The following is a 13,898-nucleotide window of genomic DNA, read 5'->3' as shown; positions in this document are numbered from 1 at the left end:
CGGCACAGCTCCCATCACAGATCTTCACAGGTCATCATGTCCGCCGTCCCTGCCAAGCGCCCCGTCATGCTGATGATCCTCGATGGCTGGGGCTGGCGCGAGGAGGCCGAGAACAATGCGGTGCGCCTGGCGCATACGCCGCATTTCGACAGGCTCTGGGCGGCCTCGCCCCATGCCTTCCTGAAAACCTCGGGCCTCGATGTCGGCCTGCCGCCCGGCCAGATGGGGAATTCCGAGGTCGGCCATCTCAATCTCGGCGCAGGCCGCGTCGTGATGCAGGACCTGCCGCGCATCAATCAGGCGATCGAGGACGGCTCGCTCGGGCAGGCCCTGGCGGCGAGCGGGCTCGTCGATGCGCTGAAGGCGAGCGGCGGCGCCTGCCATCTGCTCGGCCTCGTCTCGCCCGGCGGCGTGCATGCCCATCAGGATCATGCGGTAGCGCTGGCGCATCTGCTCGTCGAGCAAGACATCCCGGTCCGGATTCACATCTTCACGGACGGGCGCGATACGCCGCCGCGCTCGGCCGCCGGCTATGTCCGCGCCTTCGCCGCCGCCCTGCCGCCGCAAGCGGTGATCGCGAGCCTGACCGGCCGCTATTTTGCCATGGACCGCGACCATCGCTGGGAGCGCGTCGAGACCGCCTGGCGGGCGATGGTGCTGGGCGAGGGGCCCGAATTCGCCGACGCTGCCTCCGCGATCGAGGCCGCCTATGCGCAGGGCGTCACCGACGAGTTCATCCCGGCGAGCGTCATCGGCAGCTATGGCGGCATGGAGGATGGCGACGGGCTGCTGAGCTTCAATTTCCGCTCCGACCGGATCCGCGAAATCCTCGACGCGGTGCTGTCTGCACCGTTCGATGGCTTTTCCCGGTCGCGGCGGCCCGTGCTGGCGAAGGCGGTCAGCATGACCTCCTACAGCGCCGAGCTCGATGCCGTGATGCCAGCGCTCTTCGCGCCGCAGACGCTGGCCAACGGCCTCGGCGAGACGGTGGCGAAGGCGGGTCTCGCGCAGATCCACATGGCGGAGACGGAGAAATATCCGCACGTCACCTACTTCTTCAACGGCGGCGAGGAGACGCCCTATCCGCGCGAGGATCGTGTGATGGTGCCCTCGCCGAAGGTCGCGACTTATGATCTGCAGCCGGACATGTCGGCGCCGGAGCTGACGGAGCGCGCCGTGGAGGCGATCGCGTCGGGCCGCTACGATCTCGTCGTCCTGAACTTCGCCAATCCCGACATGGTCGGGCACACGGGCGTGCTCAGCGCCGCGATCGCGGCGGTCGAAACGGTCGATGCCGGGCTCGGGCGGATCGCGGAGGCTGTGGCACAGGCGGGCGGCGCGCTCCTCGTCACGGCCGATCACGGCAATTGCGAATTGATGGTCGATCCCGAGACCGGCGCGCCGCACACGGCCCACACCACCTTCCCGGTCCCGGTGATGGTCATCGGCAGCGAGGCGAAGGGGCTGGCGGATGGCCGCCTCGCCGACATCGCACCGACGCTGCTGGCGCTGCTTGCTGTACCGCAGCCGGCCGAGATGACCGGCACCTCGCTACTGCGCTGAGCGCGTCTTTTTCGGCCCAAAACGAAAACGGCGCGGACCGAAGTCCGCGCCGTGTCGAAAGGGTAGGGGGCTGCCCTTCAGTATTTGCGGACCGTCGGGGCCGGCGCGTAGGCGACCGGCTTCTCGACCGGACCGCAGCAGCTCGGATCGCTGAAGTTCCAGCGCATGCCGATGCGGACGTCGTGGCTGTCGATGCCCTTGAACCGCACCGAGGAGCTCGGATTGGTGAGCAGGCCCTGGGCGCCGCGCAGGCCGACCGTCGGGCCGTCGCCCATGTTCAGGTAGCGGTAGCCGATGTCGAGCTTGAGGTTCGAGGTGACGTCGTAGGAGACGCCAGCCATCAGCGCCCAGGCGAGGTTGGTCTTGCTGGCCGAGTCGCCATAGGCATAGGAGGCATTGGCGAAGGCGGCGCCGACGGCCTGGTTCACGCCGTTGTCGGCGAGGCCGCTGACGGTGTGGTTGGCCATACCGATGCCGACGCCGAGATAGGGCGTCAGGCAGTTCCAGGTGCCGAGATCGATATAGGCGTTGGCCAGCGCCACGAAGGTCGCGACATCGGCGCGGTAGACATTGGTCTGGTTGGTCGGCACGCCGAAATTGTAGCTGATCTGGTCGCGGCCGTTGAACGACCCGCCGCGATACTCGCCCGTCAGGTCGAAGCGCAGATAGCTGTTGAACTGGTAGCCGATGCCGACGCCGGCGAAGGCGGCGAAGCCGCGATCGGGCTTGACGGTAGAGAATGACGTCACGCCCGCCGTGGCGATCACCGGGGCGTTGTTCAGCTTCACGTCGAGCTCGTCATAGGACTGCGAGCCGACGCCGATGTCGCCGCGCAGATAGAAGCCGCTGCTGATCGTGCCCTTGAGACCGAGCGGCTCCGGCGGCGGCGGCGCAGGGTAGGCGAGATCGGCGGCGGTGGCGGCGGACGCCCCGAGCGCCAAGGCGCCTGCCAGCGCAATAGTTTTCAGGCTGCCCATGGCAGTGTCCCTCGCGTTTGCGCGGCACCCGTTACGCAGGCCGCGCGTGTTACCGACGAGGGAACGATGCCGCCAATTCCTTAAACGAGACTTAACCTTAGGAATTAACCTGAAAAAAGTCTGAAGCCGGCCCGAATACTTGATGGGACGTTAATGGGGTGGGGATCGGGTAGATCGTCGTCATCCTGGACGACCACAGGTCGGCCGGGATCCATCACAGGACGCGGCGCCGCCCTATGATGGATCCCGGCCTGCGCGGCTGTGCCGCTTGTCCAGGATGACGGGAGGGTTGGATCAGGCGAACTAGCGCTAAGCCGCCGCCTTGGTCACGGCCTCGACGATGTCGTCGACGGCGCGCATCACCAGATCGCGGTCGTCGCCCTCCGCCATCACGCGGATCACCGGCTCGGTGCCGGAGGGGCGGATGACAAGGCGGCCGCTTTCGCCGAGCAACTGCGTCGCCGCCTCAATGGCGCTGACGACGGGCTTTTCCTTGAGCGGCTGGCCCTGCTTGTAGCGGACGTTCTTGAGGATCTGCGGCAGCGGCTCGAAGGCGTGGCAGACCTCCGACACCGGCTTGTCCTGCCGCTTCACGGCCGCCAGCAGTTGCAGCGCCGCGACCAGCCCGTCTCCGGTCGTGCCGAAATCGGAGAGGATGATATGGCCGGACTGCTCGCCGCCGAGGTTGAAGCCCTGGCTGCGCATATGCTCGAGCACATAGCGGTCGCCCACTGCGGTACGGGCCAGGCTGAGGCCAAGGCCCGCGAGGTAGCGCTCGAGACCGAGATTGGACATGACCGTCGCAACGACGCCCGGCTGCGACAGGCGGCCATCCTCCTGCCAGGTGCGGGCGATCACGGCCATCAGCTGGTCGCCGTCGACCACCTGGCCCAGTTCGTCCACGATCAGGACGCGGTCGGCGTCGCCATCGAGCGCGATACCAATATCGGCGCGCAACTCGCGAACCTTGGCGATCAGCGCATCCGGCGCCGTCGAGCCGACATCCTTGTTGATGTTGAAGCCGTCGGGGTCGACGCCGATGGCGATGACCTCGGCGCCCAGCTCCCAGAGCGCCTCCGGCGCGACCTTGTAGCCGGCGCCATTGGCGCAATCGATGACGATGCGCATCCCTTCGAGGCTCATGTTGCGCGGCAGGGTGCGCTTGGCGAACTCGATATAGCGCGCATGGGCGCTCTCGATGCGCTTGGCGCGGCCCAGCGCCGGCGCATTTGATAGCCGCGGGGCGAGATCGGAATCGATCAGCTTGGAGATCTCGGCTTCGACCTCGTCATTGAGCTTGTAGCCGTCGGGGCCGAACAGCTTGATGCCGTTGTCCTCATAAGGGTTGTGCGAGGCGGAAATCATCACGCCGAGATCGGCGCGCATCGAGCGCGTCAGCATCGCGACCGCCGGCGTCGGCATCGGGCCGAGCAGCATCACGTCCATGCCCACCGAGGTGAAGCCCGCGACCATGGCGTATTCGATCATGTAGCCGGAGAGGCGGGTGTCCTTGCCGATCACGACGCGGTGGCGATGCGAGCCGCGCTGGAAGGCGAGGCCGGTGGCCTGGCCGACCTTGAGCGCGAGGTCCGGCGTGATCACACCGTTGGCGCGCCCCCGAATGCCGTCGGTGCCGAAATATTTGCGTGTCATGGCCTATCCGTCCAAGCGGGCCTGACGCCCGTTTCGGCTGCGTTCTATAGCGGAAATTGGTTTCCGGCTCGTCACGAATTGTGACGTTTCGCAGACGGGGGGTGGATTGGTGCGCCCGGAACCCATGAACACGGTGTGTGCCAGCCGAAGCGCGGCGGCCGGTCAACCTATCCTGCCGCACCCGTGTTCTTGGGTTCCGGGCTCATCGCTGCGCGATGCCCCGGAATGACGAAGGTCGCTCACCCGAAGGCGAGCTGGACCTTCATCGCCTTCGACTTGTCGGCGGCGAGATCGAAGGCCTCGATCGCCCGCTCGACCGGGATCGTCGCGGTGAGCAGCGGCGAGAGATCGATCGTTTTCGAGCCGATCATCGCCACCGCCCAGTCGAACTCCTCGTGGAAGCGGAAGGAGCCGCGCAGGTCGAACTCCTTGGCGACGACGACGTTCATCGGCAGGGTGAAGTTGCCGCCGACGCCGATCTGCACGATCACGCCGCCCGAACGCACCACGTCGAAGGCGCCGGTCAGCGCGTGCTGGTTGCCCGAGGCCTCGAACATGACATCGAAGGCGCCCTTTTCGGCGCCGTACTCGGCCTTCAGGCGGTCGGGCTCGGCCATGACATTGATGGCGCGGCAGGCGCCCATCTTCAGCGCCGTCGGCAGGGGCCCGTCGACCACGTCAGTCGCGACGATCTCGGCCGCGCCGGCGGCCTTGGCGGCGATGATGGTGAGGATGCCGATCGGCCCCGAGCCGGTGACGAGAACGCGCTTGCCCAGCAGCGGGCCGGCGCGCTTCACGGCATGGAGGCAGACCGCGAGCGGCTCGGCGAAGGCGGCCTCGGCCGCGCTGACATGGTCGGCGACCTTCACCGCTTGGCGTTCCTCGATCACCAGCATCTCGCGGAAGCCGCCCTGAACATGGGGGAAGCGCATGGCGCTGCCGTAGAACAGCATGTCCGTGCAGTGCTGCTGCTGGCCCATCTGGCAGTAGCGGCAATGACCGCAGGCGCGGCTGGGATTGATCGCGACGCGGTCCCCCACCTTGACGCGCGTGACCTCGGCGCCGACGCATTCGATCCGGCCTGCGATCTCATGGCCGAGGATCAGCGGCTCGCGCACGCGGATCGTGCCGAAGCCGCCATGCAGGTAGTAATGCAGGTCCGAGCCGCAGATGCCGCCGGCTTCGATCTTCACGCGGACCTGGCGCGGACCGGGTTCGCCGACCGCGACCTCGTCGATGCGGAGATCCTTTTCGGCATGGATGACGACGGCGCGCATGGCGGCTTCTCCCTGCGAGGGCGACGACGCCCGCCCTCATTCTGTGTCGGCTCGATTGTCTAATCGATTGAAAGATGCTTACCGAAAGCGGCGGCACCGGCGCAAACGCAAACTGCCGCAGATGCTTCACCCTCGCGAGGTTCCGTCATGTCTCTGTCGCTGTTCAGTCTGGAGGGCAGGATCGCCCTCGTCACCGGCTCCGGCCAGGGCATCGGGCTGGCGCTGGCGGAAGGGCTGTCGGAAGCCGGTGCGCATGTCGTGCTGAACGGCCGCGACCGCGCCAAGCTGGAGCGCGCCGCGCAGGCGATTTCGGCCGCCGGCCGGAAGGTCTCGGTCGCGCCTTTCGACGTCACCGACCAGGCGGCGGTCGAGGCCGGCGTCGCCAAGATCGAGGCCGAGATCGGGCCGATCGACATCCTGATCAACAATGCCGGCATGCAGAAGCGCGCGCCGATCACCGAATTCCCGGTCGAGGGCTGGCATGAGCTGATGAACACCAATCTTCATTCGGTGTTCTACGTCACCCAGGCGGTGACGAAGCGGATGGTCCCGCGCAAGCGCGGCAAGATCGTCAATATCGGCTCGGTGCAGAGCGAGCTGGGGCGGCCGACGATCATCCCCTATACGGCCTCGAAGGGCGCAGTGAAGATGATGACGCGCGGGCTCGCCGCCGAACTCGGCAAGCACAACATCCAGTCCAACGCCATCGGACCAGGGTACTTCGCTACGGAACTCAATGCCGCGCTCATGGCGGACGAGGCCTTCTCGGCCTGGCTGTGCAACCGCACGCCGGCCGGGCGCTGGGGCGAGACGAAGGAACTCGTCGGCGCGGCGATCTTCCTGTCGTCGGCGGCCTCCGACTACGTCAACGGCCACCTGCTGATGGTCGATGGCGGGCTGACCGCGGTGGTCTGAGCGGCGGAGGCCTCAGCCTTTTTCCTCGGCGAGCGGGCGGCCTTCGCGGGCCGCGCGCGCCCGCTTCTCGAACTCCTTGCGGATGCTCTCGATCTTCTCCTCGTCGAGCTCTTCCAGATCCATCAGCTCCTGACGCGCGCCCTCGACCTTGGCGAGCAGTTCGTCGAGCTTGATCTGCATCGCGGCCGTGTCGCGGTTCTGGCTGTTCTGGATGATGAACACCATCAGGAAGGTGATGATGGTGGTCGAGGTGTTGATCACCAGCTGCCAGGTGTCGTTGAAGCCGAAGAAGGGCCCCGACAGACCCCAGATTATGATGGCCGAGACCGCGACGGCGAAGGTCTGCGGCTTGCCGGCCCAGCGCGCGGTTGCCTGCGAGAGGCGGGTGAAGAGCGTACGGTTGGTGAGCGGATCGGAACGCGATGCCATTGCGAAGTCCCCCTGACCCCTGTGGATCGCTCGGTTCAACGTCCGGCGGGATGTGTGCGTTCCCCGCTGGTCGAGGTTCGGTCCGCTGGGCGTTGGGAGGCGCTCATCAGGAAGTCGCGTATGGCCGGATCGCTGGTGAGGCCGATGGCGCGGGCATAGGCGTCGCGGGCGGCCTCATCCTGTCCGGACCGGCGCAGCAGATGGGCCTTAAGCGCCCAGAACGGCTGGTAGGACATGACGTCGCCGGCGGGCAGCTCGGCCAGGGCCGAGAGCCCGGCTTGAGGGCCGGATGCTTCCGCCAGTGCCGCCGCCCGGCTGACCAGCACCCCGGTCGTCGGTGCGAGCCGGGCGAGCCCCTCATAGAGCCGGGCCAGGGCTGCTGCGTCGGTGTGTCCCGTCACCGCCCTTGCGGCATGGACGGACTGGATCGCCGCCTCGAGCTGGAACGGCCCCAGCGCCGCATGCCGAGCGGCCTGCGCCAGCTCGGCTTCCGCCTCCTCGATCAGCGGCGCCGACCAGCGCGCCGTGTCCTGCTCGGCGAGGGGCACGAAGGCACCGTCGGATGATCTGCGGGCCTCGCGCCTCGCCTCACCATGCAGCATCAGCGCGAGCAGGCCGCGTGCCTCGGGCTCGCCGGGCAGGAGCTGGATCACCAGCCGCGCCAGCCAGATGGCCTCTTCCGCGAGGCCGCGGCGCCGGAGATCGGCGCCGGCGATATCCTCCCAGCCGCTGCCATAGGCGGCATAGATCGCCTGCAGCACGGCATCGAGCCGCCCGGGCAGCTCGGCCCGTTCAGGAATGGCGAAGGCGATGCGGGCATCGCGGATCTTCGCCTTGGCGCGCACCAGCCGCTGCCCGAGCGCCGCTGGCGAGGTCAGGAAGGCCTGGGCGATGCGGGTGGCGTCCAGACCCAGCACGGCCTGCAGCATCAGTGGCGCGCGGGCGGCGGGATCGATCGCCGGGTGGGCGCAGACGAAGAGCAGCTTGAGCCGTTCATCGGGGAAGGCAAAGCCATCTGTGTTTGCATCCTGCTCCGCCAGCAGGGTCAAAGTCGGCTCGGCGGCGGCGCGGATGGTCTGGCGGCGCCGTCCGTCGATCAGCTGGCGACGCGCGGTCGTCAGCAGCCAGGCCTCCGGACGGGCCGGGACGCCGTCCGAGGGCCAGCGATCGAGCGCCAGCCGGAAGGCTTCCGCAAGCGCATCCTCGGCCGCTGCCAGATCGCGCCAATCGCGGGCCAGCAGCGAGAGCAGGCGGCCATAGGAGGCGCGGGCGGCGAGATCGGCCGCCCTCCGCGCCTCGTCGGCGGCGCCGGCCTCCGCTGTCATCAGGCGGAGGGCTGCGGCGGAGGCGGTAGCACCGGGCGCACCTCGGTCGAGCCATAGGACGAGGCCGGGCTGCGCGCCGCCCAGTCGAGCGCGGCGTCCAGATCGGGGACGTCAATGACGAAATAGCCGCCGAGCTGCTCCTTGGTGTCGGGATGCGGGCCGTCCTGGACCTGGCGCTGGCCGTTACGAACGCGCACCATCGTGGCGCTGTGAGGCGGTTGCAGGCCCGCGCCGCTGACCACGATCCCGGCCTGGTTGAGCGCACCGACATAGGCCATCCAGGAGGCCCAGTAGGCCGGCCCCTTGGCGGGGTCGTCGCGCAGGCCGAATTCGCTGTCCGTCTCGCGGAAGATCAACATGTACTGCATGGGGCGAACTCCTTGCCACCTGACGCCGGAGAACCATCCCCCGGCTGCCATGATGACGTCCAGCCCCGGCCGGTTTCGACAGGCGGTCGAAAAAAATCCGCCGGCGTCCGATCTCAGCCCTTCGCCAGCCGTTCGGCGTGCCAGGCGATATGCTGGGCCATGAAGGTCGAGATGAAGTTGTAGGAGTGGTCGTAGCCCTCGCGCATCTGCAGCTCGAGCGGAATACCGGCCGTGGCGCAGGCGACCTCGAGCAGCTGCGGCCGCAGGCCCTCATCGAGGAAGCCGTCGGCGGTGCCCTGATCGATCAGCAGATCCTTGACCCTGTGGCCGTCGGCGATCAGCAGCGTCGCATCATAGGCGCGCCAGCTGCGCTCGTCGGGGCCGAGATACTTCTCGAAGGCCGGGCGCGACCAGCCGGCGGTCGAGGGCTGGGCGATGGGCGCGAAGGCGGAGACAGAGGCGTAGCGATCCGGGTTCTTCAGCGCGAGCGTGATCGCGCCATGGCCGCCCATGGAATGGCCGAAGATGCCCTGGCGGGTCATATCGACCGGGAAATGCCGCGCGACCAGCTCCGGCAGCTCGTCGCGGATGTAACTCTCCATCCGGTAGTTGGTGTCGTAGGGCGCCTGCGTCGCGTCGAGATAGAAGCCGGCTCCGGAGCCGAACTGCCAGTTGCCCGGCTCGTCGGGCACATGCTCGCCGCGCGGGCTGGTATCGGGGCAGATGATGGCTATGCCGTTGGCGGCCGCCGCCGCCCGGTACTCGCCCTTGTCCATGACGTTCTGATGCGTGCAGGTCAGCCCCGAGAGATACCAGAGCAGGGGAACGGGCCCGTCCTCGATCTGCGGCGGCAGGAAGATCGCGAAGGTCATCGGGCAGGCGCAGGCCGCGCTGTCATGGCGATAGACGCGCTGCGAGCCGCCGAAGGCCTTCGAGGACGAGACGAGTTCCATGGGGTGTTCCTTATGGTTGCGCGACCTCTGTCATTCCGGGGCTTCGCGAAGCGAAGAACCCGGATCCCCTGACCGGGCGATCGCGCCCGGCTACTCTGTCAAAGGTCGCACCCAGTCGTGGGTTCCGGGTTCGGCGCTGCGCGCCGCCCCGGAATGACAGGCTGTATTGCCCTGCCGATAAGGCCGGAAAGCGGCGCTCAGTACACCACCACGCTGCGGATCGACTTGCCCTCGTGCATCAGGTCGAAGCCGTGGTTGATCTCGTCGAGCGACAGCTTGTGGGTGATCAGGTCGTCGATGTTGATCTTGCCCTCCATGTACCAGTCGACGATCTTCGGCACGTCGGTGCGCCCGCGCGCGCCGCCGAAGGCCGTGCCCTTCCAGACGCGGCCGGTGACGAGCTGGAACGGGCGCGTCGCGATCTCCTTGCCGGCTTCGGCGACGCCGATGATGATCGACTCGCCCCAGCCGCGGTGACAGCATTCCAGCGCTTGGCGCATGACGTTGACGTTGCCGGTTGCGTCGAAGGAGAAGTCGGCGCCGCCGCCGGTGAGATCGACGATCGCCTGGACGACCTTGTCGTTGCCGACCTCCTTCGGGTTGACGAAGTCGGTCATGCCGAATTTGCGCGCCATCTCCTGCTTGGCCGGGTTGATGTCGACGCCGATGATCTTGTCGGCCCCGACCATGCGGGCGCCCTGGATCACGTTGAGGCCGATGCCGCCCAGCCCGAAGACCACGACATTCGCGCCCGGCCAGACCTTGGCGGTGTAGATCACCGCGCCGATGCCGGTGGTGACGCCGCAGCCGATGTAGCAGATCTTGTCGAAGGGCGCGTCCTCGCGGACCTTGGCGAGCGCGATCTCGGGCAGGACGGTGAAGTTCGCGAAGGTCGAGCAGCCCATGTAGTGGAAGACCTCGCCGCCATCGCAGGAGAACCGGCTCGTGCCGTCGGGCATCACGCCCTGGCCCTGCGTGGCGCGGATCGAGGTGCAGAGATTGGTCCGGCGCGACAGGCAGGACTTACAGCTGCGGCATTCGGGCGTGTAGAGCGGGATGATGTGGTCGCCGGGCTTCAGCGATGTCACGCCGGCGCCGACCTCGCGGACGATGCCCGCGCCTTCATGGCCGAGGATCGCCGGAAACTTCCCTTCCGAATCCATCCCCGACAGCGTGTAGGCGTCGGTGTGGCAGATGCCGGTCGCCATGACCTCGACCAGCACCTCGCCGGCCTTGGGGCCGCCGATCTCGATGGTCTCGATGGTGAGCGGCTTGCCGGCTTCCCAGGCGACGGCGGCGCGGGTCTTCATCGGGCGGTTCCTTCCTCGGTTTTGCGGGTCATTTCAGGTAGGGGCGGATCACACGCATGATCTCGCCGATCTCGGCCGGCTCGCTCGCGGGAGCATGGTCGTGGGCGTCATGGTCGCCGCAGGCCTGGCCCGTCAGCGTCTCGCGCAGATGACTTTCCAGAACTTCGGCCATCAACCCAGTGGCGGCGCCGCGCAGGGCCGAGAGCTGCTGCAGCAGCGCGCCGCAGGGCTCGCCGCGCTCGACGGCGGCGATCAGCGCATCGGCCTGGCCGCGGATGCGTTTCAGCCGCGTCACCGCGCGCTTCTTTTCCTCGGGGGTATGCGGCATCGGCGCCCTGATACTGGGGTGGAGTATCTGCCGCCTGTTCTAGAAGGGTCGCGGGCGGGCGTCAACGCGGGCCGTGGCGCCAACACAAAAGGCGGACGCATCGCTGCGCCCGCCTTGATGGAGAGGTTTCGTGACGCGAGCGTGGCGCGCGTCGGTGGCCCGTGGTCAGAAGCTGTAGGCGGCCTTCACCTTGACGAGGTGCTGGCTGAAATTGGTCAGGTCGAGATCGCCCGGCTGGCCCTTGGCCTTGCCCGCCACCTGGATGTTGTAGGCGGCCGAGATCGCGAACTGCTTGCTCGCCTGCCAGAAGATGCCGGGGCCGGCGAAGGTGGCGTAGCCGGCCTCGTTGCCGAAGCCGAGATCGGTGTAGCGGCGCTGGTGGCGGACCTCGCCGCTGAGATAGACGCCGTCCAGCGCCTGCCAGGCGAGCGCGCCGCCGACCGTGAAGGTCGAGGAGCGGCCATAGGGGTCCGGGCCCGTCCAGGTCATGTCATGCGACAGGTTCAGCGCGGCATAGAGCTTGCCGGGAACCAGCGTCTTGTCGGCGAAGAGGCGGATGCCGGTGTTGTAGGTGGTGAAGCGGCCGGCGCCGTCGGGGTCGGTGCGGTTGACGCTGGGGTCGAGCACCACGGTGAGGCCGAGGCCATGCAGGTCGCGGCCGAGCAGGCGGTACTTCATCTCGACGCCGGCGCCGTAGCTGGTGGAGTCGGCGCTGACGCCGCCCAGGGACGCATTGGTGTAGCCGCCGAGCAGATAGGGGCCGACCTCGAGGCAGGGCAGCAGGCCGTAGGAACCCTGCAGCTGCAGGCCATGGCCATTGGACGAGCCGGTGCGCGTGCCATAGGCGCCGCCATAGGTCAGGCTGGCGCCGAAGGAGCCCTTCTCGGCGACATCGGAGCCGGTGGTGAAGCCGAAGGCGTCGGTCGGGATGCCCTCGCTTTCGGTGCAGGCCGACAACACCGGCGGCGCGACGGGAGCTCCCTTGCGCGACGGCAGGTCGGCGGCGGATGCGAACGTCGCGGAGGCCAGCAGGATCGCGACGAATGAGAGGGCGGAGGGTTGCAACGTCATGGCGCGATTCCTGTTGCAGCGGCGCGGTGATCGGCCGACGACGAGCCCTTGCGCGGCGCGTCCAATCGTGGAGGAAGATGGTTAACGCTTCGTCATCCTGTGATGACGGGCTCATGATGCGGTGCGGGAGCAGGGCGCGTCCAGACCTCCCCCCTCCTCATGATTGTTATATTGTTACATGTTGCCGTTCTGCGACAGGCCGCCGGGCGGCGTCAGGCTGCGGATCCGCGCGAGGCCGAGCGGGGCGATGTCGGCGAGTTCGGCGAGAGGCTTCCAGGCGGCGGCATGGACCTCCTCGATCTGCGCGACGAGCGGCGCCTCCGGATCGGCCAGGAAGAGATATTGCAGGTCGTGATGGATATGGGCCGGCTCGCCGCGCGCGGGCTTGCCGGGCACGTCATGGCTGTCGACGACGAAGGGGATATCGCTGCCCTTGTGCCAGGGATGCAGGCGCAGGCCCTGCACGCCGGTTTCCTCGAGCGCCTCGCGAGCGGCCGACTCGGCGAAGGTCGCGGCCTCCTCCCAATGCCCTCCCGGCTGGAGCCAGCGGCCGATCACGACATGGTCGATCAGCAGGATGCGGGCATGATCGGGCGAGAGCACATAGGCGCTGGTCGTGACATGGCCGGGAAAGGTGTCGCGCGAATCCAGCGCATGGCCCTGATCGATCTGCCAGCGCAGCAGCGAGAGATGTTCGCGCGGGCCCGCGACCTCGGCGCGATAGTGCTCGACGGCTTCGGCGAGGCGGACGGCGAAGGCGGTCTGGCTCATTGTCGGATCACCCTGTTGGTTTCGTTCGCCTTGTAGCGTTCCGCGGCGGACTTGCACGCGACTTGAAGTTGTGGCTTTGAGCCTGCGCCCGGCTCGGGCCCTGCGAGTACGCCGTGTCGAACCAGCTCGTCTGCCCCTATTGCGACGCCGAACTCAACCCCGGCGCGATCTCCTGCCGCTGCTGCGGGCGCGACCTGACGCCGGTGCTGCCGCTGCTGCGCCGGCTCGACGCCGCCGAACGCCGGATAACCGGGCTGGAGGAGGCGTGCGCCGCGCTCGAACAATCCCTCGACGAGGTCCGCCGCTCCAAGGCCGAAGCCGTGCCCGCGCCCGCCGCGCCGGGCGAGGCTGCCCCGGCGGCGACCGACGAGGTGGCGCTGGCCGATGCCGCCGATGCAGCAGCCGCCGCGCTGGCGCCGCCGCCCCGCCGCCGCCTGCTGGCGCTGCCGCTCGGCTTCCTCGTCCTGCTCGGGGCCTATGCCAGCGTCGTGTTCTGGCTCGACCTGCCGCTCTGGGTGCTGCGCACCGCCTCGATCGTCGTGCCTTTCGCCACGGGCGCCGCCTATCTCGGCGTGCGGCCGCGGCTGGGGAAGCGCGACATCGCGGTCGCGGTGAGCTTCGCGATTATTTCTGTCGCGACCATGAACGCGTGGCTCGGCTGGAGCGACAACATCCCCGTGCTGCCACAAGGAGTCGCCGCCTGGCGCGAGACCATGTTCTATGCGCTGAGCATCGGCGCCTCGTTCTTCGCCGGCATGCTGCTGCGCGTGTCCCAGGCCGCTCTCAGCGCCAAGGGGCTCGCCTCGCTGCCGGGGCTGCGCCAGGGGCTGTCGACCGTTCACGGAAAACTGCCGCTCGAAACGCTGAAGACGATCGAAACCGCCATCCTCATGGCCAGCACTGTTCTCTCCGTCGCCGCCGGCCTGATCGCCGGCCTCCTGGGATTGAAGTGACCGCG

General features: G+C 68.0%; 14 protein-coding genes. 3 read left to right on the top strand and 11 right to left on the bottom strand.

The window, feature by feature from the left end; all coding sequences use genetic code 11:
* Positions 1 to 36 precede the first annotated feature (36 nt).
* Positions 37 to 1,563, top strand: coding sequence for a 2,3-bisphosphoglycerate-independent phosphoglycerate mutase (gpmI, locus tag ACFPN9_RS10975; RefSeq protein WP_066726322.1), 1,527 nt, complete (start codon positions 37 to 39; stop codon positions 1,561 to 1,563).
* 77 nt (positions 1,564 to 1,640) lie between these two features.
* On the opposite strand, the gene ACFPN9_RS10970 is transcribed toward gpmI, so the two are convergent.
* The 3 genes from ACFPN9_RS10970 to ACFPN9_RS10960 all read right to left on the bottom strand — a co-directional run bounded on the left by ACFPN9_RS10970 (position 1,641) and on the right by ACFPN9_RS10960 (position 5,470).
* A complete protein-coding gene (locus ACFPN9_RS10970) occupies positions 1,641 to 2,540 on the bottom strand; it encodes an outer membrane protein (RefSeq protein ID WP_066726325.1) in 900 nt (299 codons plus the stop codon).
* A gap of 309 nt (positions 2,541 to 2,849) precedes the next feature.
* Entirely contained in the window at positions 2,850 to 4,193 is a 1,344-nt protein-coding gene (gene glmM, locus ACFPN9_RS10965) for a phosphoglucosamine mutase (RefSeq protein WP_066726328.1), read from the bottom strand.
* A gap of 239 nt (positions 4,194 to 4,432) precedes the next feature.
* Complete coding sequence (locus ACFPN9_RS10960) at positions 4,433 to 5,470, bottom strand: L-idonate 5-dehydrogenase (RefSeq protein ID WP_066726331.1); 1,038 nt, start codon at positions 5,468 to 5,470, stop codon at positions 4,433 to 4,435.
* Positions 5,471 to 5,617: 147 nt separating this feature from the next.
* Between ACFPN9_RS10960 and ACFPN9_RS10955 the strand changes: the two genes are divergently transcribed.
* Positions 5,618 to 6,385, top strand: coding sequence for an SDR family oxidoreductase (locus tag ACFPN9_RS10955; protein WP_156446689.1), 768 nt, complete (start codon positions 5,618 to 5,620; stop codon positions 6,383 to 6,385).
* A gap of 12 nt (positions 6,386 to 6,397) precedes the next feature.
* On the opposite strand, the gene ACFPN9_RS10950 is transcribed toward ACFPN9_RS10955, so the two are convergent.
* The 8 genes from ACFPN9_RS10950 to ACFPN9_RS10915 form a co-directional block, all read right to left on the bottom strand.
* Positions 6,398 to 6,814, bottom strand: coding sequence for a low affinity iron permease family protein (locus tag ACFPN9_RS10950; RefSeq protein WP_066726335.1), 417 nt, complete (start codon positions 6,812 to 6,814; stop codon positions 6,398 to 6,400).
* 35 nt (positions 6,815 to 6,849) lie between these two features.
* Positions 6,850 to 8,139: an RNA polymerase sigma factor gene (locus ACFPN9_RS10945; RefSeq protein WP_066726338.1), complete on the bottom strand. Its 1,290-nt coding sequence runs from the start codon at positions 8,137 to 8,139 to the stop codon at positions 6,850 to 6,852.
* Positions 8,139 to 8,507, bottom strand: a complete 369-nt coding sequence (locus ACFPN9_RS10940; protein ID WP_066726341.1) for a YciI family protein — start codon at positions 8,505 to 8,507, stop codon at positions 8,139 to 8,141. Before ACFPN9_RS10940 ends, ACFPN9_RS10945 begins: the two co-directional genes overlap by 1 nt.
* A gap of 113 nt (positions 8,508 to 8,620) precedes the next feature.
* Positions 8,621 to 9,460 (bottom strand): S-formylglutathione hydrolase, encoded by an 840-nt coding sequence (gene fghA, locus ACFPN9_RS10935; RefSeq protein ID WP_066726344.1) that lies wholly within the window; start codon positions 9,458 to 9,460, stop codon positions 8,621 to 8,623.
* Between the two features lie 197 nt (positions 9,461 to 9,657).
* Positions 9,658 to 10,770, bottom strand: a complete 1,113-nt coding sequence (locus ACFPN9_RS10930; protein ID WP_066726346.1) for an S-(hydroxymethyl)glutathione dehydrogenase/class III alcohol dehydrogenase — start codon at positions 10,768 to 10,770, stop codon at positions 9,658 to 9,660.
* Between the two features lie 28 nt (positions 10,771 to 10,798).
* Positions 10,799 to 11,098 (bottom strand): metal-sensing transcriptional repressor, encoded by a 300-nt coding sequence (locus ACFPN9_RS10925; RefSeq protein ID WP_066726348.1) that lies wholly within the window; start codon positions 11,096 to 11,098, stop codon positions 10,799 to 10,801.
* Between the two features lie 165 nt (positions 11,099 to 11,263).
* Complete coding sequence (locus tag ACFPN9_RS10920) at positions 11,264 to 12,169, bottom strand: hypothetical protein (protein WP_066726350.1); 906 nt, start codon at positions 12,167 to 12,169, stop codon at positions 11,264 to 11,266.
* Between the two features lie 174 nt (positions 12,170 to 12,343).
* A complete protein-coding gene (locus ACFPN9_RS10915) occupies positions 12,344 to 12,940 on the bottom strand; it encodes an NUDIX hydrolase (RefSeq protein ID WP_066726352.1) in 597 nt (198 codons plus the stop codon).
* A 113-nt stretch (positions 12,941 to 13,053) separates the two neighbouring features.
* Here ACFPN9_RS10915 and ACFPN9_RS10910 point away from each other — a divergent pair, with 113 nt between their 5' ends.
* A complete protein-coding gene (locus tag ACFPN9_RS10910; RefSeq protein ID WP_066726355.1) occupies positions 13,054 to 13,893 on the top strand; it encodes a zinc ribbon domain-containing protein in 840 nt (279 codons plus the stop codon).
* Positions 13,894 to 13,898: the final 5 nt, after the last annotated feature.

It is taken from the genome of Allobosea massiliensis, assembly GCF_042655245.1.
In the GTDB taxonomy this organism is placed as follows: Bacteria; Pseudomonadota; Alphaproteobacteria; order Rhizobiales; family Beijerinckiaceae; genus Allobosea; species Allobosea massiliensis.
The sequence above is the reverse complement of the archived record's forward strand: the minus strand, read 5'-3'. Positions and strand labels throughout refer to the sequence as shown.